Raw genomic sequence first — 25,944 nt, forward strand, 5'->3', positions numbered from 1 at the left:
GAGATGCGCAAAAATTCACCACCCACTTATCTTTACATTGTTTGTTGAGCTCCGTCGGGAGCCTGCTGTTACCCTGTTATGCAAAACGATAAGATTCAGGGCGCAAAGCGCTCACGAAGTGTAGGCAGAGATATTTATGAGCTGCTGGGCTCAATGCGCTTTGCAGTCAGTCTTTTAACCTTTATCGCAATTGCGACGATTATCGGTACCGTGCTTCAGCAAAATATGACTGAAATCGAGTATATCGATATGTTCGGTACTTATTGGTACTCCGTTTTCAGTAAGTTTGACGTAGCAGAAATTTATAATACCTGGTGGTTCTTGCTGATCATGGCTTTTTTGGTCGTTTCCACGACCGTGTGTCTGATTCGTAACGTCCCTAAAATGATCAAAGATATGCGTACTTTCCGTGAGTACGTACGTCAAACAAGCTTACGCGCTTTTCCGCATAAGCTTGAGCTTGCGTCTGATTTGTCACAAGAGGAGAGCGTCACCTTAGGTCGCTCTTGGCTAAGGCATCATGGCTATCAGTTTAAGGAAAAGGCCGATGGTGATACGGTTTTATTAGCGGCTAAAAAGGGTAGTAGTAATCGTTTAGGCTTTATTTTTGCCCATATGGCGATTGTGGTGATTTGTGTTGGCGGTTTGTTGGATAGTGAATTACCTAATCGCTTACAAATTTGGACTGGTTTTAAGCGGGCGATTCCCGAAGAGGTGCGTTTTGTGGCGCAGGTGCAGGAGGATTCACGCTATGCCACGAATAACCCGAGCTTTCGCGGCAATATGATGATCTCTGAAGGGCAGGCGTCTGACTATGCCTTATTAAGCATTGGCGGTGGCTTTTTTATGCAGGAATTGCCCTTTCAGGTCAAGTTAAATAAATTTATTATCGAATATTACCAGTCTAATGGTATGCCCAAGCGCTTTGCCAGTGATGTGGATATTACGGACTATCGAACGGGCAAAACCGACAATCATATTATTGAGGTCAATCACCCCTATACCATTAATGGCGTAACCTTATACCAGTCCAGCTTTGATGATGGCGGTTCCAAGCTTTATCTGACAGCGCTACCGCTACAGTCAGGCGCCAAAGCGGCATTTGATGTGCAGGGTGAGGTGGGCTCAGCGATCCCCATGCAGCTTAGCTTGGTTGATGGGGGCGAGCCGTATCTAGTCCGCTTTACCGGCTTTACACCGATTAATGTTGAGGATCTTTCCAAGCCCGGTGAAACTAAGCGCAGCTTACAGGAGCAGGTGGTTGCAGTGACTGGTAGTGCCGCCCGCAAAAATAATGAAAAGGTGCATAATGTTGGCCCCAGTTTCACTTACACCTTGACCAATGCGGCAAATCAATCCATTGAGTTTAAAAACTATATGTTGCCAGTGCCTTTGGACGAGGGCTTGGTGTATTTATTCGGTATTGCGGATGAGTCTGGCCAAGGCTTCCGCTACATTTATGTACCGGCAGATGATAAGGGTGCCTTAGATGAGTTTTTGGCCATGCGCACAGCCTTGAGTCAGCAGTCTACGCGCACGCGTATTGCTAGGGATTACTCACAAATGATGGAAAGTCCCGAGGTGCCGGCAGCCGCTATTATTAGCATGGCGGATACGGCCTTAAATGTTTTTGCTGAGGGCGGTTTTCCCGGTTTAGATCGCTACATCAGCGGTGAGGGTGTGCCGGAGGCCGAGCGTCTGCCTGCTGAGCTACGAGAGCCAATGCAGCGCTTAATGCGTGACTATATCGTTTTTAGTACAATGAAGGTGCGCGAGTATGTGCGTCAGGATCTAGGCTATCCAGCATTGAATTTTGAGAGTTTCGAGCTGGTTGAACAAAATGCGCAATGGCTTAATTTGGCCATTCGCGCCTTATCTGATTTAACCCATTATCCGGTGCCGATGACCTTACAACTCAAGACCTTCGAGCACGTGCAGGCGAGCGTATTGCAAGCCACGCGTTCTCCGGGTAAATGGATTGTTTATTTAGGTACCATGTTCTTAATGATCGGTGTCTTTATGATGCTGTATGTGCGTGACCGTCGCATTTGGTTCTGGGTTAACCGCTGTGCGGACGGTGGTAGCGAGATTAAAGCGGCAATGACTTCGCATAAGCGGACATTAGACTTCCGCAAGGAGTTTGCTAAGTTTAAGCATGATTTCTCGGATGTCGCAAGGAGTTAGGGGTAATTACAATGAGTCAAACAATTGCACAATCAAAAGCTGCCTCGGTGGCGGCCAAATGGGAAAAAGCGTCCGCTGAGGTTACGACTGAGCGTCATCGCGGTCGCTTTAATTGGACCGATATTGTGTTTTTCCTCGTCTTGATGGCGGCGGCGGTTTACTTTCTGCTCGAGTGGTCGGACTCCATGGATATCTATGAAAAAGTTATCCTTGTTAGCTCTACCTTTGCCATTGTATGGGTGGGCTGGTTGTGGCGTCCACTGCGCAGTTATTTGATCCTGACCTTTGCGCTATCCGTCTTTGCAATCTTGCTCTACGGTGGCGATCTGTCCAAGGCGGAAAGCAACTTTTTCTTAAAGTATTTTCTTTCATCACAATCCGCTGTGCTGTGGATGTGTGCCTTATTCTTTATGTCCACCGTGGCCTATTGGTTAGGTTTAATCAGTGAGCGCTTGAGCTGGATGGGGTCGGCTTTTGCTTGGGCCGGAACGGTGATGGGCTCTATCGGTTTATTAGTGCGTTGGCGTGAGAGTCATCTGATTGCTTTCGATATGGGTCATATCCCAGTCAGTAATTTATACGAGGTGTTTGTTCTCTTCTGTTTAATTACTGTGCTTTTTTATTTGTATTATGAGCGTCGCTATCATACCCGTGCCTTAGGTGGTTTTGTGATGTTGGTGGTGGCGTCGGCGGTGACTTTTTTACTGTGGTACACCTTTTTACGTGATGCGGCCACGATTCAACCACTTAATAATGCCTTAAACAGTTGGTGGATGAAGTTGCATGTGCCGGCAAACTTCGTGGGTTACGGTACCTTTGCCTTGGCAGCTATGGTGGGCTTTGCTTATCTGGTGAAATTGCATGGTGAGACCACCTCTTGGCGACCGATGATTCCGCTGTTATTGGTGGGCGGTGCTTTGGTAGCAGAGCCTTTGATCTTTAGTTCACGTGGTGACTACGGCGTTTGGGTTATTTACTTCGGCGTGAGTGTGCTGATTGTCGCCGGCATCTTGTTAGCACGTAAGCGTATTGCGGCGCATTTACCGAGCTTTGAGGTGTTGGACGACATTATGTACCGCGCTATCTCCATCGGTTTTGCATTTTTTACCGTTGCTACCGTGCTTGGCGCGTTCTGGGCGGCAGATGCCTGGGGTACTTACTGGCAGTGGGATCCTAAGGAGACGTGGGCCTTTATCGTCTGGTTAAACTATGCGGCTTGGTTGCATTTGCGCTTGATGCGCGGTATGCGTGGTCAAGTGATGGCGTATTGGGCCTTAGTCGGGCTGGTGGTAACAAGCTTTGCCTTCTTAGGGGTAAATATCTTCCTCTCCGGCTTACACTCTTATGGTGAGCTATAGGGTATAAAAATAGCGCTGATGATTGATTTTTCATCAGCGCTATTTTGTGGTGCAGCGTCTTTCTTCTGTGCGAGTAGCCGCAGTAACTTGCTTAGTTAATTACACACCTTACGCTCTCTAAAGACTTGAATTTCCTCTGCCGAATAGCCAAGTGATTGTAGGATGGCTGCGGTATGCGCACCGGCTGGATGCACTTCACCTGCCGTGGCGGGGGTGCGACTTAGTATAGGTCCGGGCGCCGGGCAAGCGATACCGTCTATCTGCTGAAAGCTATCTCTTGCTTGGTGATGTGCGTAATGCACCGCTTCATTAAAATCTAACACGGGTGAAAAGCAGGCATCAGTGCCTTCTAAGATCTCACACCATTGGGCTTGGGTTTTAGTAGCAAAGAGCTCAGCCCACGCCTGTTTTTGTTGTGGCCATAAGGCCTTATTCATTTGCTCTTGGAAAATGGCCAGATCCTGTACCCCACAAAGCTCGACTAAGAGCTGATAGAACTGGGGTTCAATCGCACCAATGGCAATAAATTTACCATCGGCGCAGCGATAGCAACGATAAAAGGGGGCGCCGCCGTCGAGCAGGTTTGCGTCACGCTCCACATTCCATAGCCCTTGCTTCATCAAGGCATAGTACATGGTACTGATCAGCGAAGCGCCCGAGGTGATGGCAGCATCCACCACTTGCCCCTTTTGAGAGCGCTGACTTTCAAAGAGTGCGCACACAATGCCATAGGCAAGCATCATCGCACCGCCACCCATATCCCCCACCAGATGCAGTGGTGGGCTTGGTGGTTCATCGCCCTGACCCATGGCGTGTAAAGCACCAGAGACAGCGATATAGTTAATATCATGCCCTGCTGTTTTGGCTAAGGGGCCATCTTGTCCCCAACCGGTCATGCGACCATAGACTAATTTTGGATTAATTGCCCAACAATCCTCGGGCCCTAAGCCTAGTCTTTCCATCACCCCAGGGCGGTAGGGCTCTATCAATACATCAGCCTGAGCGAGCAGTCGTTTAACAATGGCTTTGGCTTCATCCTGTTTTAAGTCTAAGATCAGATTGCGGCGACCGCGTTCAATCACGGTGCCACCACCGCCTAGGAAGGTATCACCATGGCGATCGATACGGATGACTTCTGCGCCCATGTCGGCTAACATCATGGCACAAAAGGGCGCCGGTCCAATACCGGCCATTTCAATCACACGAATACCGCTAAGGGGTCTAGTCATAGTGTGTCTCTCCTAAGCTGTTGCATGGTTTAGATAGCGTTGGGAATGTGCTCGTGCTCAAATAGCTCCTCAATGGTCTCACGGCGTCGAATCACATAGCTTTTATCACCATCGACCAGTACCTCAGCAGCGCGCGGACGGCTATTGTACTGACTGCTCATCACAAAGCCATAGGCGCCCGCTGACTCAATGGCAATGAATGCCCCTGGGGCAATGACAAAATCTCGATCCTTGGCTAACCAGTCACCCGATTCACAAACGGGACCGACCACATCATAACGTTGCGTTTCACCTGCCTTAAGCTCTACCGCTAAGGCGCCATGATAAACATCGTAGAGTGTGGGGCGGAGTAAGTCGTTCATGGCGGCATCCACGATAGCAAAGTTTTTGCTCTCACCCTGCTTTAAAAACAGTACTTCCGTCACTAACATGCCGCTATTACCTACTAAAGAGCGACCCGGCTCCAGCACTAACTGTACGTCAGCATAACCACGGGCTTGCAGTGTTGCAAGGGTGGTGTTAATTAAGTCATGTGGATGTGGTACCTCCTCGTTCAGGTAGCTTATGCCTAAGCCACCGCCAATATCCAAATGCTTTAATTGAATGCCCTTGCTCTTTAGTTGATCCATTAAGCTTAATAAACGCGCTAATGCATCTTGATAGGGTGCTAATTCGGTGATTTGTGAGCCGATATGACAGTCTAAGCCGACAATGTCCACATGCGATAAGCACATGGCATGCTCATAGGTAGCCAGCGCATCCTCCATGGCAATACCGAATTTATTATCTTTGAGACCGGTAGAAATATAGGGATGCGTTTTTGCATCCACATCTGGATTAATCCGTAAGGAAACCGGCGCTTTTTTATCCATGGTTGCGGCAACTTCTTGAATTAACGCGAGCTCCGGGATGGACTCTACGTTAAAGCACTTAATGCCAGCGTTTAATGCGTCTTTAATCTCCCAAGCCTGTTTGCCCACACCAGAAAAAATGATTTTCTGCGGATCGGCGCCGGCCTTGATGGCGCGTGCCAATTCGCCGCCGGAGACAATATCAAAGCCAGCCCCCCATTGGGCAAATAAATTTAAAATGGCTAAGTTTGAGTTCGCCTTCATGGCATAGCAAATTAACACATCACGCCCATCGATTGCTTCCTGATAGCGCGCCCACGCCGCCTTTAATGCTGCTTTAGAGTAGATGTACAAGGGCGTACCATACTGCTCAGCCAGGGCTTTAATGGCAAGCTGTTCGACATATAAGGCATGATCTTGGTAGTGGAAATGGGGGGCACCAACTGGTGTGCGAGTGGTGGAATGAGCTAAGTGATGTTGCATAGTCGTAAAAATAAAATAAATGGCTGATGTGCTTTAGTCCTAAGGCTGCGTATCCTCGTCAGATAAGGTCTCTTGGGACTGGCGATAGGCTTTGGCGCGCTGCTTGCCGTATTCGATACGAGCTTCACGGGCAGCGCGTTGCTCTGGCGTCTCATGCTTAAGCGCCGCTTTGCGTGCCTTGATACGTGCTTCACGCTCTTGCATCGCCTGCTTTTGAGCGCCTGATGGCAGGTAAATTGGTGTTTTTTGACCGCAAGCCGTCAGCAATAAGGCGCCTGCAATCACGAGCACGAGCTTTTTAGCGGTAGCCCCACTGGGCACAAGGTCGTTCTTGTCCGAATGAAATAATTTAATTAACATGAAATCCAATCATCTGTAAATAGAAGCTTGCTTTGTTATAGTATCTAAAAAGCTTAGCCTATTTTAACTAATTGTTTTTAGAAGAATATATTATGACAGAATCTGAATTCCTTGCCTTAGCAGATGCCATTTTGGCCGAAGTCGAAGATCAAGCGGAAGGCTGGTTTGATGAGTTGGATCTAGACTTGGATACGAACTTGGACGGTCAGGTGTTGACCATTGTGTTTAATCGTAGCGATCATCTAGTCTTAAATAGCCAGTCACCCTTACAGGAGATGTGGTTAGCTGCCCCTAGTGGCGCTTGGCATTATGGTTACCAAGACGGTAAGTGGGTCGATACCCGCGGTGGTCCTAATCTAGACGAGCGTCTGAGCGAGCTCTGTACGGGTTTGGCTGGGCAAAAGCTTGAGGTGAGAATCCCTTAGCTTTGCTTTGCTTTGATGCGCAGCGCACGATTGTCAAATGCCGATCGCCACAGTGGTGACGATCGGCATTTTTTATTGTCGCATTAATTAACTAAAAAAGCGTTCACCTTTGGCGGCCATCTCACGCAGAATTTGCGGCGCTTCATAGGCCTTACCGAGGTGGGCGTAGCGATCGCACAGGGCAACATATTCCTTAAGACCTATCTGATCGATATAACGTAAGGCACCTCCGCGGAATCTTGGGAAGCCAAGACCCATGATGAGTGCCATATCCGCTTCTTCGGGGCTGGCGACGATTTTCTCATCAATGCAGCGGGCAACTTCGTTGCACATGGCGAGCATTAGGCGATCGCGAATTTCCTCTGCCGTAAAGTCCACTGAACCTGGCGCAGCGGCGTCCACATGAGGGGCGAGGATGTCTTTTACCTCATCATCAGCGGTTTTGCGCTTACGACCACTGTCATCGGCAACATATTTGTAGAAACCCTTGCCGTTTTTCTGACCTAAACGATCGGTCTTAAATAATGCCTCAGTGGCACCGGTATAATCAGTTTTCATGCGATCAGGGAAACCGTCCGCTAGCACTTTGGATGCATGGACGCAAGTGTCTAAACCAATCACATCGGATAGGTAAGCAGGACCCATCGGCCAACCGAAGTCCTCCATCACTTGATCGATTTTAATCAGGCAAGCGCCGTCTTTAATTAAACGGTCAAAGGCACCGAAGTAGGGGAATAGCACACGATTAACCAAAAAGCCGGGGCAGTCTTGCACCACAATTGGTGATTTACCCATGCTGAGGGCTAAGGCAACAGCGGTAGCAATGGCCTCATCAGAGCTTTGCTCGCCACGGATTACCTCAACCAAAGGCATAACCGGTACTGGGTTAAAGAAGTGCATCCCAACAAAATTCGCTGGACGCTGTAGCCCCTTGGCGAGCTCCGTGATGGAAATGGTTGAGGTGTTAGAGGCTAAAATTGCGTCTTCGCGAAGCGCATTTTCAGCCTCCTTGAGCACCGTGTTCTTAACCTTGATGTTTTCAGTGACTGCTTCAATAACAATATCTACGGCATTAAAGCCGTCGTAGCTTAGGCTGGGTTCAATCAGTTTGAGGGTAGCGTTCTTTTTGTCCTCGCTGATGCGACCGCGCTGTAACTGGCGCGCTAATTGCTTTTCAGCCTCATTCATGCCTAAGTCAAGCTGTGCCTGACCGATGTCCTTCATAATCACCGCTGTGCCTTTGGTGGCTGCTTGGTAGGCAATACCGCCACCCATAATGCCGGCACCGAGTACGGCCGCTTTTTTCACCTCACGTGCGGCAGTAGCGTTTTTCTTGGCAGCGCGTTTAATGACCTGATCGGCTAAGAATAAACCGATTAAGGCATCGGCTTGTGGGGTTACCGCCACGCCAGCAAAATGCTCGGCTTCTACCGCTACCGCCTGATCGCGTGCCATGTCTGCTGACTTTTCAATCACATCTAAAAACGCTTTGCTGGCTGGATATTGCTCAGGGTTAGTGGTTTTGGCAAGCTCTGCACGTACGCCTTCAAAATAGCTATCGGCAGCACCACCTGGTACCTCAACGGCTTGTAGTTTAAGGGCACGTTTGGCTTGCCAATCAATCTCACCGGCAATGGCTCTTTTAAGTGCTGCTAAGGCGGTATCGCGCAGTTTATCATGTTCAGCGACCTCATCAACCGCGCCGTCAGCCAGGGCATCGGCGGCTTTGCGAGGGCGAGTGGAGCTGATCCATTCAATGGCTTTAGCCATACCAATCACCCGCGCCAGACGAATAATACCGCCAAAACCAGGGATTAAGCCAAGGGTTAATTCTGGTAGACCGACTTGTGCCTTATCACTCATCACACGATAGTCATTGGCTAAGCACATTTCAAAGCCGCCACCTAAGGCAAAGCCGTTAATCGCTACGACTTTTGGAATATCCAAGTCTTCAAAGGCGTTAAAAATGCGGTGAATATCCATGGTCCAGTCTTGAATATAGTCGCGACCATGAGCGAAGACGCCGCCGAATTCGGTGATATCAGCACCGACGATAAAGAAGTTTTTACCAGAGGTGACTAACAGCCCCCGAATCTCAGGATGTGCTTTTACCGCTTGCACCGCCGCATCTAAATCATCTAAGGTCACACGGTTAAATTTATTAACCGATTCATTTTGTAAATCAAATTTGAACTCGGCAATGCCGTCATCTAACATTTGCACCGTAATGGCCGGTCCGGAATGAATCATTGCTTACTCCTAATCACTCTTTGGTTTAAGTAAAAATCCGCTAAGACTTGTCTTTTGACATACTACTATAATCATACGTTGTTTTAGCATCTTTGAAAGTCCTTACCAAGACAAAAAAATGACCGCTACGGAAACGCGTAACGGTCATAAAAAGCTTTGCCAAGTTTGTGCTGCCCTTAGAATCGTATGGGCGCACCACCGGTTGGGTTAAAGGACTCGATAGTGCGTTGCACCGGGTCACGTCGTGGCTGAATGGGGCGGAAGCGCTGCGCTTCACCACCACTGCCACCACCCGTGGCTCCGCCACGGGTGCCGAGATTAGCGATAGCCTTGCCCTGAGGGAACTCCTCAAAGTAGTAGTTGCCGCCGTTTTTGGCTAAACCCTTAGGTAGGGGGCCAGGGGCGGTCACGGGTGTGCCTTTGAGGGCGGTCTGCATATATTCGATCCAAATCGGCATGGCTAATTGACCGCCAGTGGCATTACTACCCAAAGAGCGTGGTTGGTCATAGCCTAACCAAGCAACACCCACTAAATCACGGGTGTAACCGGCATACCACGCATCAAAAGCTTGGTTCGTGGTACCGGTTTTGCCGTGTAAATCCTTGCGGCCTAAGGTGCCGGTCGTGCGTGCGGCGGTACCCGAGGTGGTTACCCCATGGAGTAGATCATTCATCACATAGGCCGTACGTGCATCTAAAACGCGATTGGCCTCATCGCCGGCTTTTTGCGGTTGGGCACGCATGATTTCATTACCATCCGGATCCAGTACATAGTCAATAATGTACGGATTCACACGATAACCGCCATTAGCAAAGACGGCATACGCACCTGCCATTTGTAAAGGCGTGACGTTACCAGCGCCTAGCGCCATGGTGAGGTATGCGCCTTTTTGTGGTTGACGACGGATATCAAAGCCGAAACGGGTGATGTAGTCACGGGCAAAGTCCGCACCCACAGCTTCTAGGATACGAATTGAGACCATGTTGCGTGACTGGTAGAGACCGTTACGCATGGTTTGACTCTCCGTGTAGCGACCGCCGTAGTTTTTAGGCTGCCATGGTTTGGAGCCCGTTTGACGGGCAGTCAGCACAAAGGGCTGATCCGAAATGCGAGTTTCAGGGGTTAAACCGCGCTCAAGGCCGGCAGCGTAGATAAAGGGCTTAAAGGTTGAACCGGGTTGACGCCAAGCTTGGGTCACGCGATTAAAGTCGCCGCGGTAGAAGTTAAAGCCACCCACCATGGATTGAATTGCACCGGTCTTGGTATTGAGCGCCACAAAAGCACCCTCGACTTGTGGCTGATTGACAATGCTCCAGCCATTTTCACCAAAACGTTGAATATAGACGATTGAACCGCGCAAAATGGGTTTAGCATTATTAGGCTTGGGAGGTAAGGCGCGGCGTGCGTTATTTAATTCCTTGCCGCTGAGCTCAATAATTTCACCCACACGGCGCATTAAGGTGACCTTGTCCGCAGCGGAAGAAAGCACCACCGCGACTAATAAATCATCGTCATTAGGATGCGATTTACGCACCTCATAAATGATTTTTTCCATGGCCTTATCATCATGCTCTACCCCCTCAGCCAACTCAATTTGACCCTCTGGTCCTGGGTAAGGGCGGTTATTGGTGAACTGCATAATGTTTTTGCGTAAGGCACGATAAGCCACCGCCTGATCCTTTGAGTCAATGGTGGTATACACGTTTAAGCCGCGACCGTAGACATTGTCCTTGTAAGTCAAGTACATCAGTTGACGTGCCAGTTCTGCCACATAGCTACCTTGGCGTTGGGCTTGGGTAATACGGGCCGACTCCTCGCTTTCTACCTCCGCCATGGAGCGTGTGGTCACCGCCTCGGCGCGCGCCTCATCAAACTCCGCTTGAGTGATATAGCCTAAACGCAACATACGATTTAACACATAGTGCTGACGATCAAGCGCACCTTGTAGATTGGTGAGCGGGTTGTTGTTTGATGGGGCCTTGGGAATACCGGCTAACACTGCCGCTTCGGCTAAGCTGACCTCGGATAAAGGCTTGGCAAAGTAGGTACGCGCCGCCACTGAGAAACCGTAGGAACGATGGCCCAAATAAATCTGGTTCATATAGAGTTCAAGGATCTGATCCTTGGTCAGATTTTCTTCAATTTTGTAAGTTAATAGCAATTCATAAAACTTACGCAAGTAGGACTTTTCAGTGCTTAAGTAGAAGTTACGCGCCACCTGCATGGTGATGGTACTGGCACCTTGAGCGCGGCCGCCGGAGGAGAGGTTGGCTAACACAGCACGAATCACGCCACGCCAATCCACACCGGAATGCTCGTAAAAGTTATCATCCTCAGCCGCTAAAATGGCTAATTTCATCTTTTCAGGGAACTCGTCGATACGCAGGACATTACGCCGCTCCTCACCATACTCGGCAAGCAGGATTTTGTCTGCGGAATAAATACGCAAGGGAATGCGTGGACGGTAGTCCGTCATGGCAGTCAGGTTAGGTAAGTTGGGCCACACGGAGCTGACGACGAGGGTGCCGAAAATTAGCCCGCACACTGCTAAGCCTGCGCCGAGGAACAATACTTTAATAATAAAGCGACCAATAAAGGCACCGAAACCTGAAACTTTAGGTGATTGCTTTTTTTGACTCATAGGTAAAATACGCTTTCAGAAGCGAAGGGATAAACCCGGATACAATACGGCTATTTTAAACGTAGCCCCTAGTTTAGCTTTAAAATCACAACAAAGACAGCGGGAAATGTGTAAAATTTGGCTAAACCACCATTTTAACTAATTAAAAATTACGATAACGTTTTACAAGACGATGACTGACACGGTAGCACCTAAGGATTTGCCCACAAAAAGCCTCATCATCCTGATCGGGATGATGGGTGCCGGTAAAACAACAATCGGCCGTGCCTTGGCCAAAAAAATCGGACGCAAGTTTGTCGATTTGGATCATGCCATTGTTGAGCGTTGCGGTGTCGACATCCCGACTATCTTCGACATCGAAGGTGAGGAAGGGTTCCGTAAGCGTGAGTCAGAGGTATTGCAGGACGTGTTGTTAGAGGACGAAATTGTCTTAGCCACCGGTGGTGGTGCGGTCTTAGCTGAGGCTAATCGACAATTAATGCAGCGCTACGGTGAGGTTTTTTATCTGCGGGTGGATGTGGATGAGCTTTATCGTCGCGTGGCCAAGGATAAAAATAGGCCTTTATTAGCCACCCCTGATCCTAAAGCCCGTTTAGCTGAGTTATTGGCTGCACGTGCCGATATTTATGAGTCAATGGCCGATCATATTATTGATTCGGCGGCGGATTCACTCAATACGGTAGTCGATCAAATGATTAACTTATTAGCTGAAAGAGATTCCAAATGAGTATTGTGAGAGTAAATGTACCTGGCGGCTCCTATCCGATTGAGATTGCGCCAAATCTGATGCAGCAGCTTGCTACCTCCATACCGCCGGATACCAGTGCCATCTTGTTGTTGAGTAATCCGACCGTACGTCAGCTTTATGGAGACACGGCATTAAAGGCGTTAAAGGCTAGCGGTAAGGAGATTTATTGCTTTGATATCCCTGATGGTGAGCAGTATAAAAATCTCGATACCTTAAATGAGGTCTTTACCTTTATGCTAGAGCATAAACTGGATCGCAAATCGGTGCTTGTGGCTTTGGGTGGCGGGGTCGTTGGTGATTTGGGTGGCTTTGCCGCAGCAACTTTTATGCGCGGTATTCGTTTTGTACAGGTGCCGACTACTTTATTGGCTCAGGTGGACTCATCCGTAGGCGGTAAAACCGCAGTTAACCATCCCTTAGGTAAAAACTTGCTGGGCGCGTTTTATCAGCCCATTGCTGTTGATATTGATATTAATGTCTTAAAAAGCTTGCCGCAGCGTGAGATTGCCGCAGGTCTTGCTGAGGTCATTAAGTACGGTCTGATCATGGATCGTGAGTTTTTTGATTGGTGCGAGGAGTTTGTGGAGGAGCTGAAGGCGTTGGAGCCACAAGCGATTAATTATGCTATTCACCGTGCGTGTGAATTAAAGGCACAAGTGGTCGAAGAGGACGAAAAGGAGTCGAATCGTCGCATGATTCTGAATTTTGGCCATACCTTTGCGCATGTGATTGAAAATGGCTTAGGTTATGGTGAGTGGTTGCACGGTGAGGCGGTCGGTTGTGGCATGGTGCAGGCAGCAGAGCTGTCGGCGCTAGTATGCAATTTCCCCCAAGAGGATGTAGAGCGTGTACGCCGTTTGGTAGCACAGATCGGTTGTCCTACGGTAGCGCCTGCCTTAGGTGGCAAGGATACTTGGTTTGACACCATGAAGCTCGATAAAAAGGCAAGTGGCGGCAAAATTAAGTTTGTGCTCTTAGAAAAAATTGGTCAGGCGAAGGTACAAGGTGCGCCGCAAGAGCTGCTTAGTTTGGTATTGAGCAAAACGACCTCGGCTGAGGTTAAGGCTAGCAAAGCGCTGAGCTCGCCAGAAGTTGCTGATACGGCGAGCGAGTCTCGCCAGGCAGTGACGCCCTCGGTGGCAGCAAGTGAAGCGCTTAGTACGGTAGTCGATAGTTCGGAAGCGGCGGCAGAGGTGGCGCGTCAAGCGCAAATTGCCCGCGATGCAGGTGCTGGTACGGGGCGTACCGGTGGTATCTACGGTATTGACGGTGTCAGGCCAGCGACTGATGAGTGAGCGCATGATCTGCATTGCTAATCTGGCTTCCTATGCGGTACACCCTGAGGCATCACGCGGGCGTCGTTATGCCGAGGAAGCGGATCCTAAGCGCAGCCCTTTTCAGCGCGATCGGGATCGCATTATTCATTGCAGTTCATTTAGGCGCCTTGAGTATAAAACCCAGGTTTTTGTTAATCATGAGGGTGATTTATTCCGCACCCGGCTAACCCATAGTTTAGAAGTGGCCCAGATAGGGCGTGCCTTGGCTAGAAACTTATTGATTAATGAGGATTTGGTTGAGGCCATTTGTTTAGCGCATGATTTAGGGCATACACCCTTTGGTCACGCTGGTCAGGATGCCTTAAATGAGTATATGCGTGGCCATTTACCTGAGGAGGTGGGTGGTTTTGAGCATAATTTACAAAGTTTGCGCATGGTGGATGAGCTAGAAGAGCGCTACGCTGATTTTAACGGCTTAAATCTCAGCTTTGAAACGCGGAGCGGTATTTTAAAGCATTGCTCCTTAAAAAATGCGCGTGAACTTGGCGAGGTAGGGCAGCGCTTTCTTGAGGGCAAACAGCCCTCTTTAGAAGCGCAACTGGCTAATTTAGCCGATGAAATCGCATATAACAACCATGATATTGATGACGGTTTACGCTCCGGTTTAATCACGCTAGAGCAACTGAGTCGGGTGGAAATTTTTGCTCAGCATTATCAGCATGTGAAGCAGCGCTATCCGAGCTTGGGTGGTAAGCGTCTGATTGCGGAAACGATTCGCCGGATGATTAATACCCTAATTCGGGATGTGACTGATCATACGCTAGCGCAAATTACTCACTATGGGGTTAAAACGCCTGAGGATGTGGCCAATGCCCCGGTCTTGGTTGCTTTCTCACCTGCAATGCGAGCCTGGCAGGATGAACTTAAGAAGTTTTTGTTGGATAATCTCTATCGCCATTATAAAGTGATGCGGATGGCTGTGAAATCGCGTCGTGTGATTCATGAGCTGTTTGAGGCTTTTTTAGAAGAGCCTCGTTTGCTACCGCCAGACCATCGCTTTAAGGATGCTAACCGGCAAGCGCGGGGGATAGCAGACTATATTGCTGGCATGACCGATCGCTATGCTATTAAAGAGCATCGCCGGATTTATAAGATTTGAGGGTGGTGCGCCAGCGTAGCCCATCGCATCGGCTAACTAGTAGTCGCAAGCTAAGTGTGCTACTTCACCAAATACGGTGCCAAATACTGCGCCGTGGCGCTGGCTGGGTTTTTTACAATCTCCTCTGGCGTGCCCTCAGCCACGATACGTCCACCGCCTTGTCCACCCTCTGGACCCAGATCAATAATCCAATCCGCCGTTTTGATCAGATCCAGATTATGCTCAATAATCACCATGGAGTTGCCGGCATCTACCAGTCGATTCAGTACCCCTAGGAGTAACTCAATATCGGCAAAGTGTAAACCGGTCGTTGGCTCATCTAATACATAAAGTGTGTTGCCGGTGCTGCGCTTGGATAGCTCCAAAGACAGCTTAATGCGCTGTGCTTCACCGCCGGAGAGGGTGGTGGCGCTCTGACCCAAACGGATATAGCCTAAACCCACTTCGTTTAAGGTTTGTAGGCGTCGTTGAATCGAAGGGACGGCGGCAAAGTATGTGAGGGCTTGTTCAACCGTCAAGTTGAGGACCTCACTGATATTTAAGCCGCGATAGCGGATGTCTAAGGTTTCGCGGTTGTAGCGTTTGCCGTGACAGGCATCACAAGGGACGTACACATCCGGCAGAAAGTGCATTTCCACCTTAATCACACCATCGCCTTGGCAATGCTCACAACGGCCGCCTTTGACATTAAAGGAGAAGCGACCAGGGTCATAGCCACGAGCGCGAGCTTCGGGTGTGCCTGCAAAGAGCTCCCGGATGGGTGTAAATAAGCCGGTATAAGTCGCTGGATTACTGCGTGGGGTACGCCCGATAGGGCTTTGATCCACGGTGATGATCTTATCTAAATGCGCCAGTCCGCTAATGGATTGATAAGGCGCTGGCTCAGTCTGTGCCCGGTTCAGTTTCTGCGCGAGTGCTGAGGCTAAGGTGTCATTTATCAAGGTGGATTTACCCGAGCCTGAGACGCCGGTGACACAGACTAATCGTTGTAAGGGGATATGTAGATCGACATGTTTTAAATTGTTGCCACTGGCGCCCTGCAAGTGTAGCCAAGGCAGGGGCGATCGCGGAGTGACGGGTCTGCGCTTAGGTACAGGGATCTTTTTGGCGCCACTTAGATAGTGACCCGTGAGGGAGTTAGGATCTTCTTGCAGTTGGGCTGGCGTGGCGCTGGCCATGACCTTGCCACCATGCTCACCGGCCCCGGGTCCTAAATCAACCACCCAGTCCGCGGCGCGAATCATATCTTCATCATGTTCAACCACAATTACGGTATTGCCAAGATTGCGTAGATGAATCAGGGTTTCAATTAAACGATCATTATCCCGTTGGTGTAGGCCGATTGAGGGCTCATCCAGTACGTATAAAACGCCAGTTAGACCAGAGCCGATTTGACTGGCTAGTCGGATACGCTGCGCCTCGCCGCCAGAAATGGTATTGGTCTTACGGTCCAAGGATAAATAATTCAAACCCACATTATTCAAAAAAGTTAAGCGCGATTTAATGGCTTGTACGATGGGGCGGGCAATCTCATTGTCAGCGCCGCTGAGATTGAGCTGCTCGAACCATTGCTGCGCCCTCGCTAAGGATAAATGACTGACTTCGCTGAGGCTATAGCCAGGCAGGCGGGCGTTGTTGTCGGACTCCGTGTGGGATGCGCTGGTGGCTTCTGCTGGCGTTGAGGGTTCAGGCAGCACGGCTGCTTCAATTGCTGCGCCTATACGGACAAATCGTGCCTCCTCTCGTAAGCGTGTGCCATGACAGGCAGGGCAGGGAATGGTGCTGCGTAAAAGCGCTAATTCCTCACGCACGGCGTTAGACTCGGTTTCTGCCCAACGTCGTTCTAAATTAGGTAGTACGCCCTCAAAGGCATGGCGTTTGATCGTGCTTTTACCCTTGTCATTTAAATAAACAAAATCAATTTCGGTGCTGCCAGAGCCATATAAAATAATGTCTTGAATGGCTTTAGGCAGTTTATGCCAGGGCGTTTCCAAATCAACATCATAGTGTGTGGCTAAGCTATTTAATAGCGCCATACTAAAGAGGTTGCGCCGGTCCCAGCCCTTAATGGCGCCATTTAATAAGCTTAGATCCTCGCTGACAATGACTTTATCCGCATCAAAGACTGCCATTAGACCGACGCCGTCACAGCTCGGGCAGGCGCCCTCGGGGCTATTAAAACTGAACATCTTAGGTTCTAGTCGCGGGATTTGATAATCACAATGAGGGCAGGCGTAGCGTCCTGAAAAGGCATATGTTTGCTCCTGCTCCATATCGACAATCAGCACTCGCTCATTGGCTACTTCAAATGCCGTTTCAATGCTGTCGGCAAGGCGTTGCTTTTGTTCAGGACGTACGCGTAGACGATCAACAATGACTTCGACTTGGGCAAAGTCCGTAGCTAGGTCCCCGGGTAACTGATCTAAGTCATAGATTTCGCCGCCAAGGCGCACACGAATATAGCCTTGGGCCTGCAGGCTGTGTAACAGACTGATCAAGTCTTGTTGGGGTGCTGGCACCACTGGCGCCAAGATCATCAGCCGTGTTTCAGGTGCTAGCTGTAATACAAAATCAACGATTTGCGAGACTGAGAAAGACTGTAGCGGTACCTTATGCGTAGGGCAGTAGGGGGTGCCAACACGTGCATAGAGGAGGCGCAAATAATCACTAATTTCGGTAATGGTACCGACGGTCGAGCGGGGATTATGGCTGACGGATTTTTGCTCAATGGCAATGGCTGGGGATAGGCCCCCAATTAAATCCACATCCGGCTTATCCATCAGCTCCAGAAACTGACGCGCATAGGTGGATAAGCTTTCTACATAGCGCCTTTGCCCTTCGGCATAGAGCGTATCAAAGGCCAAGGATGACTTACCCGAGCCTGACAGTCCGGTCAAAATCACCAGCTGATTACGCGGCAAATCCAAGTCGATGTTTTTTAAATTGTGGGTACGCGCACCTCGGATGCGAATCAAGGAATTTGCCTGTGCTGGTAGGGGCTGATGTTTTGAGGAAAATGAATTGCTCATGCACTTTTTAAGAGAAGTTCTATAAACTTTCTACTATAACCTACCTAGCGCATTTATGAAGAGCATGCGCCCCATGAATGACGATGTCGAGCTTAAAAATACCAGCGCAGTGATATAATGAACGATTAGTTTCTTAATCACCAGCCGTTAGGGCCTTGCTTTTTCTAAAGAGTTTTAATGAGTACAACAACAAAGCTTAAACTCACCCCCTTAGAGCGTAAAACAAGTGCTAGCCTAGCCTTGCTTTTTGCGGTGCGGATGTTGGGTCTTTTTTTGCTCACCCCTGTGTTTGCTGATGCTGCTAAAAGCTTGATTGATGGTGATAATCCGCTGATGATTGGTATTGCGATTGGCGCATACGGTCTGACTCAGTCGCTGATGCAGATCCCGATGGGTTTTTTATCCGATCGTTTTGGGCGTCGTGCAGTGGTGATTTTCGGTATGCTGCTGTTTGTGATTGGCGGTATTATCTGTGCCTTTGCACCGAGTGTCACGTGGGTGGCGGTGGGTCGTGGGATTCAGGGCTTCGGTGCGGTATCGGCCGCGATTACCGCATGGATTGCTGACGCCACGCGGCCTGAGGTGCGTTCGCGCGCAATGGCCATGGTGGGCGCTTCCATTGGTTTAAGCTTTGCTGTCTCCATGGCGGTGTCGCCGCTATTGGTTGAATGGATTAATCTCTCCGGTTTATTTTGGACCATTAGTGTGTTAGGCTTTTTGTGTTTGCTATTGGCGGTGTGGGTAGTGCCGGTGGTACCTCAAGATCAGTTGGCGATCAATCGCTCTTTGACGATGGTGGATGTGCTAGCCTCTAAGAGTCTATGGCTGTTAAATCTCACGGTGTTTAGTTTGCACTTTGTCTTAATGGCGATTTTTGTGGTGCTGCCACCAGCGTTGATGGCCTTGGGTGACTTAAGTATTGGCCAATTATGGCGCGTGTATTTACCGGTGATTGTGGTGGCTTTAGTGCTGATGGTACCGGCGGTTATTTTGGTCGAAAAAAAGCGCAGCCACCGAGAAACTATCGGACTTACCCTCATCGTTATCATGATGGCCATGGGCTTGATGATAACGGGTATGTACAGCTTTGCGATGTTGGTCTTGGCGCTGTTGTTGTACTTTATCGCCTTTAATATTTTAGAGGCTTTATTACCCTCGGCGGTGTCTCGTAGTTGCCCACCTGAGCAAAAGGGTTTGGCGCTTGGGGTATTTAATATGACGCAAGCCTTAGGGGTAGCCTGTGGTGGTTTTTTAGGTGGCTTGGTGGCCGCTAAATTGGGCAGCATCAGTGTGTTTATTATGGCGATGCTATTGTGTGCGATTTCTTACTTAGCCACTCGTCGGGTACAGCTCAATTTTGTACAATAGATGGATAGTGATTGCCTAGGGCATGGAGAGGTGGCTTATCAAAGCCATGCCTCTGCTTTATTGTGGATTTTTTAAAGGATTTAAGCGTATGTCAGTAAATAAAGTGATTCTGGTCGGGCGTTTGGGAGCCGATCCCGAGGCGCGTGCGACACCTACCGGGCTGCAGGTGTGTAATCTGAGTATTGCGACCAATCATGTGAGCTATGACCGTGATGGTAATAAAAACGAGAGTACGGAATGGCATCGCGTGGTGTTTTTTGGGCGTCAGGCCGAGGTATGTGAACAGTATTTGCGTAAAGGTAGTCAGATTTACGTTGAGGGTCGTCTCCAAACTCGTAAGTATACTGATCGCGATGGTATTGAGCGTTATGCTACCGATGTGGTTGGCGAGCGCATGCAGATGTTGGGTGATGTAGGACGTGGTCCCGGCTCTACGTCAGTGGATGGGGGTTGGAAATCCAAGTCAGACACTGGCGGTGATGACGTTTTTGGTGATAATGGCGGTTTTGGTAATAATACCCGCAGCTTACCACCAGGCCGTGGTGGACAGAATCCGCCGTCAGTAAAGCAGCCCCCTGCGCAGCCATCAAGAAAACCGGACTCCTTTGATGAACTAGAGGATGATTTGCCGTTTTAATGGTTGATGATGTGATGTTAGGGCGCATGCATAGCGAGCAGGGATTGCCTTTTGCGCATGCGCTCAACGCTGCTTTTGCTTAGCTTGCGAGCGATTAGTAGCTCATACTGGCCTGGTAGTCAGCAACGGCTGCTCGGGGCGCTAAGCCATTTTCTAATATAAGCCATAGCAGTAGGCGTGCCTTTTTAGGGCTTAAAAAGCCGGCCATGATAGCGCCGTGCTGTTGCAACTCCACCTCACCACCGGGGTAACCGTAGGTGCTAAAGGCGGTGGAGCCGGCGCCAGTGCCACGACACACTAAGATAGCTTTTAAATTAGCCCACTTACTAATCCAGCGCGCAATTACTGGGCTGACATGACCGGCTCCAACACCGGCGAAAACTATCCCATCAAAGCGCTCGCCGAGTGGGTCAAAGCTATCCTGCTGGGTTAAGAAATCACTTTCTTCGGCAAGGTGATTGGTCCACAATAAAACACGTTTTGAGCAGCAGCTAGGTTTATCAAAGAGCATGCGCTTAGGGGGCGCCGCAAAATACAAGGCTTTGCCTTCGACAATGGTGCCTGCTTGTGCGACCTCTGAAATAAAAGCTGCAGTGCTTAAGCTATGCTGCTTTTGTACCCAACGCGCGTAGTGAATTTGTTCATTCATCACCACCAACACCCCACGATCTCGACTATTAGCACTCACCGCCACTTGGATGGAGCTAAGCAGGTTAGCCGGGCCGTCAGCAGATACCGCGGCGGCACCACGCATAGCGCCCATTAAAATCAGCGGCTCCGAGTGTGGCCACAGTAAATCAAGTAAAAAGGCACTTTCTTCTAGGGTGTCAGTGCCTTGCGTCAGAATTACGCCGACGGCGCCCTCGGCCACTTGGCGCTCGGCCCAAGCCAAGGCCGCCAATAAATCCTGAATGCCCAGATGAATACTAGCGACCTGCTTCAGTGCTTCGGCATGTACCTCGGCGAGCTCAGCCACACCAGGAATGGCACGAATCAAATCGGCGGCAGTAAGCGTCGGCACAATGCCATCACTACTCGCGGCCGGTGTCATGCTGATGGTGCCACCTAAAGAGCCCACGGCGACTTTTGCTAAAGGCGTTGACATGCTTTCCCCCTAACTATGTGAATACGGTCTACTCTGAGGCTTATTGTATAAGCGAACGCTTGCTATTGATCAAGGCGCTAGCTAATTTTGAAGAAAGTTCTCCAAAAACTAGGGTAAATGCCTAGGTGTAAGACAAAAACAATCGGCTAAGCTGTAATTCTCACATGCTTAGGGAAAGTGATTTGCATGAGGTGAGACTCAGCGAGATGAATTCATATTTGTAAATTTAAAATAACCTCATGTAGAATGACGCGGTGCCCGACATCCGTTTGGCATATTCCCATTTTTAAATCATAGGTATTCAATTTATTCTTGAGGAGGAAATTGAGATGATGTTTAGGTCAAGGAAGATGGCCAAAGCGTTACTTATGACTGGGGCATTGGCTATTAGTTCCGTAGCGATTGCCCAAGTTGACCAAGCCGTGCTTGACCGCGGTAAGGAAGTATCTGCGCTTTGCGTAGCCTGTCATATGGAGTCCGGTGCGGGCTCTAGTATACCGGGCGTTGAGTATAGACCCCGTCTTACCGGTTTAGATGCCGGCTATATACAGCATCAAGTCGAGTCATATAAAAATGGCACACGGGTTAATGTCAGCATGAAGCCTTTTGCTGATTTATTAACTGAGCAGCAGTTGCATGATGTTGCTCATTACTATGCATCCTTGCCAGCGGTTAAGGCCGAAGACTTTAAGGTTGAGGCGAGCGAGGAGACCCTGGCCTTAGGTGAGAAGTTGGTTTATCACGGTGACTGGAATCGCTATATCCCGGCCTGTGTGGCCTGTCATGGTGTCGATGCCTATGGTATCGGCAATACATTCCCTAATATTAACGGTCAAAATCCAGCGTATGTTAAAAAAGCCATTAATGACTGGAAGGAAGATAGCCGTACTAATGATCCTCTACACTTGATGTCACGCGTTGCTAAGCGTTTGACTGAGGCAGATATTGATGCGGTTGCAGCCTATTTGGCGTCTCAACCCGCAGCCAAAGAGGAAAAGAAATAGGGGGCCATGATGAAGAAATTATTATTAGCATTGAGTTTGGGTTTGGGCTTAGCAGTGACTGGTCCTGCGAGTGCTCAATTGACAAAAATGGCATCAGACTTGACGGATGAAGAGCGTCAGATGCTAAGAGAGCTATTGCCTGGTTTCCCGGAGCCTAAAGAGGGTGAGTTAGTGCATATCCCACCAACCATGGATGATTTGGAAGCGGCCGAGATGCACCCCAAGCTCAAAGAGGCCATCCGTTACGGCTATGATCTCTTTACCAATACGCAGCAGCTACGCGGTAAAAACGTCTTTAACGACATGAACTGTTCAAGCTGTCACGTAGGTGCGGGTTCTCGTCCCTTTGCTGGTCCAGTGTGGCCTGCGGTGGTGACATTGCCTGATTTCCGCGGCAAAAACAATCACGTCAATAACTTTGAAGAGCGTTTGGCTGGCTGCTTTAGCTATTCAATGAACGGTAAGCCACCTGCCTACGGTAGTGATGAGATGGTTGCTTTAACCGCCTACCATCAGTGGTTAGCCAAGGGTGTGGGCATGTATCCTGATGCCAAGATTTACGGTCGTGGTTACCCACGTCCAGCAGCCTTACCTGAGGGTAGAGAGCCTGATCGCGTGCGTGGTAAGGAGCTTTACGCACAGAACTGTGCAGTCTGTCATGGCGAGGACGGTCAGGGTCAGTTTACCGGTGACAAGGCCGTATTCCCACCGTTATGGGGTGATGGCTCGTATAACTGGGGTGCCGGTATTTCTCGCGTGTTCACCTTAGCGGGCTTTATTAAATACAATATGCCTTTAGGTGCAGCTCCGCTGATTGAGGATGCGGATGCATGGGATATTGCTGCTTACGTGGACTCACAGGAGCGCCCACAGGATCCACGCTATACTGGTGATATCGCTGAAACTTTGGCATTGTACAAAGATACTTTCCACAAGCATACGCTGTATGGTCAGGAAATCGACGGCAAGGTCTTGGGTGACCATGATAACGTCGGTTACAAGGACTTCTTAAAGCCAGATGCGCTTAAGCCACGCTACTTTGGTAAAAAGCCAGAGGAAGCAGAAGCTAAGTAGTTCATGCTATAAATAGCAAGGATAACGACGTTTTGGGGCTTACCCTAGAACGTCGTTTTTTGTTAGCTTTTTGCATTTAATTGGCTACTATAAGTAACATGCTAAACAGCATTAGATTTAAAGAATCGTAATTTAAAGGAGCAGATGATGACTCAACCATTGACGAATGACGATGTAAAAAAAGCCGATTTATCTCAGGTGTTTCATTCGTGGTCAGTACAGGGTGCCTTAAACCCCTTAGCCATTAAGTCCGGCTTGGGGGTTAAGGTCTGGGATTTTGAGGGTAATGAATACCTCGATTTCAGTAGCCAATTGATTAACACCAATGTCGGCCATCAGCATCCACGCCTCATCAAAGCGATTCAGGCGCAGGCGGCAGAGCTAGCAACCATTGCACCATCGCATGCCAATATCAGCCGTGCGCGTGCTGCAGAAGCCATTTTGAGCGTCGCTCCCAAGGGTTTTAAAAAGGTCTTTTTTACAAATGGCGGTGCGGATGCGGTAGAAAATGCCTTCCGTATGGCGCGAGTTTTTACCGGCAAGGATAAAATTCTGTCTCAATACCGTTCGTACCATGGCAATACCAGTGGTGCAATTCAAGCCACCGGTGAGCGCCGTCGCTTTAAAAACGAATATGCGCATAGCTTTGTGCATTTTTTTGGTCCTCATCTATATCGTAGTGATTTTTGGTCCACCGGCGAGGAGCAGGAATGTGAACGTGCCTTACAGCATTTGCGTCGAGTGATTGAGTCCGAGGATCCTAGCAATATTGCGGCCATTATTTTGGAGGGCTTGCCAGGCAGCGTCGGTGTGATTGTGCCACCTCAAGGCTATTTTGAGGGCGTGCGTCAGCTCTGTGATGAATTCGGTATTATGCTGATTATGGATGAGGTGATGTCTGGTTTCGGTCGTACCGGTAGATGGTTTGCGCATCAGCATGCCGATGTTCGTCCTGATTTAATCACTATCGCCAAGGGCGTCAATTCAGGCTATGTACCAGTGGGCGGCGTGATTATCTCTGAGGCGATTAGTGATTATTTTGACGATAAAATGTTCCCAGGCGGTTTGACTTATTCAGGACACCCCTTGGCGATGGGTTCGATTATTGAAAATATCGCAATTATGAAGGATGAAAACTTAGTTGAGCATGCCGATCGCCTTGGTCGTGAGGTCTTGGGCCCCGGCTTAAAAGCCTTGGCCGAAAAGCATCAGATCGTGGGTGATGTGCGTGGTCGCGGCTTATTCTGGGCGATTGAGTTAGTTACTGATCGTGAAAGCAAAAGCACACTGTCTGCGGCCGCAATGAATGAGCTCAAAGGCGCCTTACTCGCTAAGGGCATGTTGCCGATGCTGACTGATAATCGTATCCATGTGGCGCCGCCTTTGGTGGTGAGTGAAGAGCAACTTAAAACGGCGCTGGCTATATATGATGCGGCACTCGCAGACACTCGCTTCTAGGGGCTGAGCTCATTCACTCGTCGATGAGCGTTTTGTAAAGAGTCGCTGTTCATCATCGCTACACCTCCTTAGCGATCAGGTCACAATATGTCGTCATAAGTATATTGTCCTGCGTAGTGAGGGGGTGTGCGAGTAGGGAGGTGCCATTCTCTAAGGTGGTGAGTACATTAGAGTAATTGACTAGAAGGGCACTTTTACAGTGTTTACAGCATACCCTTCCTGCTTAAATACTTAGTCACGACACGATAGCTTGGTCCCACCGTCAATAACACAAAGACTAAGCGACTCACTTGAAAACTCGTCACCAGCGGTGCACCTAACATCAACACCTTGGCAGTAATTGCCATCTCGGCTAAGCCACCGGGACTCATGGCCAGCACAGCGGTAGGAAAGTAAATACCAGACAGCTTAGCGACAAATACACAAAAAATAAACGCCAGCAGCAAGTAGATGATAGTCATTAAGCTAACCGCACCTAAAAACCGTGGCGCCTGTTTAAAAAAGCCCGGCCTATAGTTACTGCCTAAGGCCCAACCTAATAGCATCTGCCCCATATGTTGAATTTCCGGCTGCAAATGCGTAAAGACAATATCATTTGCCGTCAGTAAAGCCGTCACTGAAATACCACCTAACATCATGGCATTGGGCGCATCTAGCCTGTCCAAAATAAAGCAAACAATCCCGGTTAATAGCAACAGCTTCAACAGCCCTATATAGCTATACTGAGCCAACTGCGCCGCCGTCGTGACATCGCCTTTAAGCCCTAAAAACTGATATGTAAAAGGGATTAAGATCACGATAATTAAAACGCGTAAGCTATGCGCTGAGGCGACGAGGGGGATATTGCTTGAGCCATTTTTTTCGGCTAACACTACCATCTCACTAGCACCGCCGACGGTACTAGCAAAATAGGCGGTAGCAAAGTCCACCCTCCCTAATTTGTACAGAATAAAGGCACCCACCCAAGCAATCAGCACAGCGAAAAGGCAGCCTGCAATGATATACACTGACAGACTTTTAATAATCTCAACGGTAGCCGGTGTAAAATGCAGCCCCAGCGCGATGCCTACAATCCACTGACCGATTTTCCTAAAGCCGACATGCGATTGAATCTTGGCGCCATTAATCTTAAAAAGTGCGGTAAAAAACAGTGAGCCTAATAACCAGGGAATTGGCGTACCTACCGCGACGGCAATTAATGCACCGGCAAGAGCAACTAAAAAACCAAAAAATATTTGTTTAGTCATAACACAAGTTGAATGGTTGAAATATCATTGACCCTAGAAAAACTACGCTCGACATC

Annotated in this window: 18 protein-coding genes and 1 pseudogene; 11 read left to right on the forward strand and 8 right to left on the reverse strand. The window is 49.1% G+C overall.

The annotated features are described in order from the left end of the window. Positions 1 to 78 precede the first annotated feature (78 nt). Together A3GA_RS0100625 and ccsB are read left to right on the forward strand one after the other, a co-directional pair. Positions 79 to 2,184, forward strand: coding sequence for a cytochrome c biogenesis protein ResB (locus A3GA_RS0100625; RefSeq protein ID WP_018025443.1), 2,106 nt, complete (start codon positions 79 to 81; stop codon positions 2,182 to 2,184). Between the two features lie 11 nt (positions 2,185 to 2,195). Beyond that, positions 2,196 to 3,542, forward strand: a complete 1,347-nt coding sequence (ccsB, locus tag A3GA_RS0100630) for a c-type cytochrome biogenesis protein CcsB (protein WP_018025444.1) — start codon at positions 2,196 to 2,198, stop codon at positions 3,540 to 3,542. 95 nt (positions 3,543 to 3,637) lie between these two features. Here the strand turns inward: ccsB and A3GA_RS0100635 are convergent, their stop codons facing one another. The 3 genes from A3GA_RS0100635 to lptM are packed head-to-tail and all read right to left on the reverse strand — an operon-like array spanning position 3,638 to position 6,465. Beyond that, entirely contained in the window at positions 3,638 to 4,771 is a 1,134-nt protein-coding gene (locus A3GA_RS0100635; protein WP_018025445.1) for a CaiB/BaiF CoA transferase family protein, read from the reverse strand. 29 nt (positions 4,772 to 4,800) lie between these two features. Continuing rightward, entirely contained in the window at positions 4,801 to 6,105 is a 1,305-nt protein-coding gene (gene lysA, locus A3GA_RS0100640) for a diaminopimelate decarboxylase (protein WP_018025446.1), read from the reverse strand. A gap of 39 nt (positions 6,106 to 6,144) precedes the next feature. Continuing rightward, positions 6,145 to 6,465: an LPS translocon maturation chaperone LptM gene (gene lptM / locus A3GA_RS0100645; RefSeq protein WP_018025447.1), complete on the reverse strand. Its 321-nt coding sequence runs from the start codon at positions 6,463 to 6,465 to the stop codon at positions 6,145 to 6,147. Between the two features lie 92 nt (positions 6,466 to 6,557). On the opposite strand from lptM, the gene cyaY reads away from it, so the two are divergent. After that, positions 6,558 to 6,890 (forward strand): iron donor protein CyaY, encoded by a 333-nt coding sequence (gene cyaY, locus A3GA_RS0100650; protein ID WP_018025448.1) that lies wholly within the window; start codon positions 6,558 to 6,560, stop codon positions 6,888 to 6,890. An 87-nt stretch (positions 6,891 to 6,977) separates the two neighbouring features. Here the strand turns inward: cyaY and fadB are convergent, their stop codons facing one another. Both fadB and A3GA_RS0100660 read right to left on the reverse strand, forming a co-directional pair. Beyond that, positions 6,978 to 9,140, reverse strand: coding sequence for a fatty acid oxidation complex subunit alpha FadB (fadB, locus tag A3GA_RS0100655; protein WP_018025449.1), 2,163 nt, complete (start codon positions 9,138 to 9,140; stop codon positions 6,978 to 6,980). A 176-nt stretch (positions 9,141 to 9,316) separates the two neighbouring features. Further along, on the reverse strand, positions 9,317 to 11,782 hold the full coding sequence (locus A3GA_RS0100660) for a penicillin-binding protein 1A (protein ID WP_018025450.1): 2,466 nt from the start codon (positions 11,780 to 11,782) through the stop codon (positions 9,317 to 9,319). A gap of 172 nt (positions 11,783 to 11,954) precedes the next feature. Between A3GA_RS0100660 and A3GA_RS12440 the strand changes: the two genes are divergently transcribed. From A3GA_RS12440 to A3GA_RS0100675, 3 genes and pseudogenes are all read left to right on the forward strand, one after another. Further along, positions 11,955 to 12,509: a shikimate kinase gene (locus A3GA_RS12440; RefSeq protein ID WP_113062403.1), complete on the forward strand. Its 555-nt coding sequence runs from the start codon at positions 11,955 to 11,957 to the stop codon at positions 12,507 to 12,509. Beyond that, positions 12,506 to 13,579: pseudogene (aroB, locus tag A3GA_RS0100670) on the forward strand (3-dehydroquinate synthase); the annotation flags it as partial. The gene A3GA_RS12440 and the pseudogene aroB, both read left to right, overlap by 4 nt. 238 nt (positions 13,580 to 13,817) lie before the next feature. Continuing rightward, positions 13,818 to 14,966, forward strand: coding sequence for a deoxyguanosinetriphosphate triphosphohydrolase (locus A3GA_RS0100675; RefSeq protein ID WP_018025453.1), 1,149 nt, complete (start codon positions 13,818 to 13,820; stop codon positions 14,964 to 14,966). 59 nt (positions 14,967 to 15,025) lie between these two features. Here the strand turns inward: A3GA_RS0100675 and uvrA are convergent, their stop codons facing one another. Continuing rightward, positions 15,026 to 17,995, reverse strand: coding sequence for an excinuclease ABC subunit UvrA (gene uvrA, locus A3GA_RS0100680; RefSeq protein WP_018025454.1), 2,970 nt, complete (start codon positions 17,993 to 17,995; stop codon positions 15,026 to 15,028). A 177-nt stretch (positions 17,996 to 18,172) separates the two neighbouring features. Here uvrA and A3GA_RS0100685 point away from each other — a divergent pair, with 177 nt between their 5' ends. Together A3GA_RS0100685 and A3GA_RS0100690 are read left to right on the forward strand one after the other, a co-directional pair. Further along, complete coding sequence (locus tag A3GA_RS0100685; RefSeq protein ID WP_018025455.1) at positions 18,173 to 19,363, forward strand: MFS transporter; 1,191 nt, start codon at positions 18,173 to 18,175, stop codon at positions 19,361 to 19,363. Positions 19,364 to 19,451: 88 nt separating this feature from the next. Next, positions 19,452 to 20,000: a single-stranded DNA-binding protein gene (locus A3GA_RS0100690; protein ID WP_018025456.1), complete on the forward strand. Its 549-nt coding sequence runs from the start codon at positions 19,452 to 19,454 to the stop codon at positions 19,998 to 20,000. A gap of 94 nt (positions 20,001 to 20,094) precedes the next feature. Here the strand turns inward: A3GA_RS0100690 and A3GA_RS0100700 are convergent, their stop codons facing one another. After that, complete coding sequence (locus tag A3GA_RS0100700) at positions 20,095 to 21,105, reverse strand: asparaginase (RefSeq protein ID WP_018025457.1); 1,011 nt, start codon at positions 21,103 to 21,105, stop codon at positions 20,095 to 20,097. Positions 21,106 to 21,455: 350 nt separating this feature from the next. On the opposite strand from A3GA_RS0100700, the gene A3GA_RS0100705 reads away from it, so the two are divergent. From A3GA_RS0100705 to A3GA_RS0100715, 3 genes are all read left to right on the forward strand, one after another. Then, entirely contained in the window at positions 21,456 to 22,109 is a 654-nt protein-coding gene (locus A3GA_RS0100705; protein WP_018025458.1) for a c-type cytochrome, read from the forward strand. A gap of 6 nt (positions 22,110 to 22,115) precedes the next feature. After that, positions 22,116 to 23,183: a c-type cytochrome gene (locus A3GA_RS0100710; protein WP_040613908.1), complete on the forward strand. Its 1,068-nt coding sequence runs from the start codon at positions 22,116 to 22,118 to the stop codon at positions 23,181 to 23,183. Between the two features lie 144 nt (positions 23,184 to 23,327). Continuing rightward, positions 23,328 to 24,641: an aspartate aminotransferase family protein gene (locus tag A3GA_RS0100715; protein ID WP_244264029.1), complete on the forward strand. Its 1,314-nt coding sequence runs from the start codon at positions 23,328 to 23,330 to the stop codon at positions 24,639 to 24,641. A gap of 203 nt (positions 24,642 to 24,844) precedes the next feature. On the opposite strand, the gene A3GA_RS0100720 is transcribed toward A3GA_RS0100715, so the two are convergent. After that, positions 24,845 to 25,888 (reverse strand): AbrB family transcriptional regulator, encoded by a 1,044-nt coding sequence (locus A3GA_RS0100720; protein ID WP_018025461.1) that lies wholly within the window; start codon positions 25,886 to 25,888, stop codon positions 24,845 to 24,847. Positions 25,889 to 25,944 lie beyond the last annotated feature (56 nt).

Origin of the sequence: Oligella urethralis DSM 7531, assembly GCF_000372065.1 — a bacterium.
In the GTDB taxonomy this organism is placed as follows: Bacteria; Pseudomonadota; Gammaproteobacteria; order Burkholderiales; family Burkholderiaceae_B; genus Oligella; species Oligella urethralis.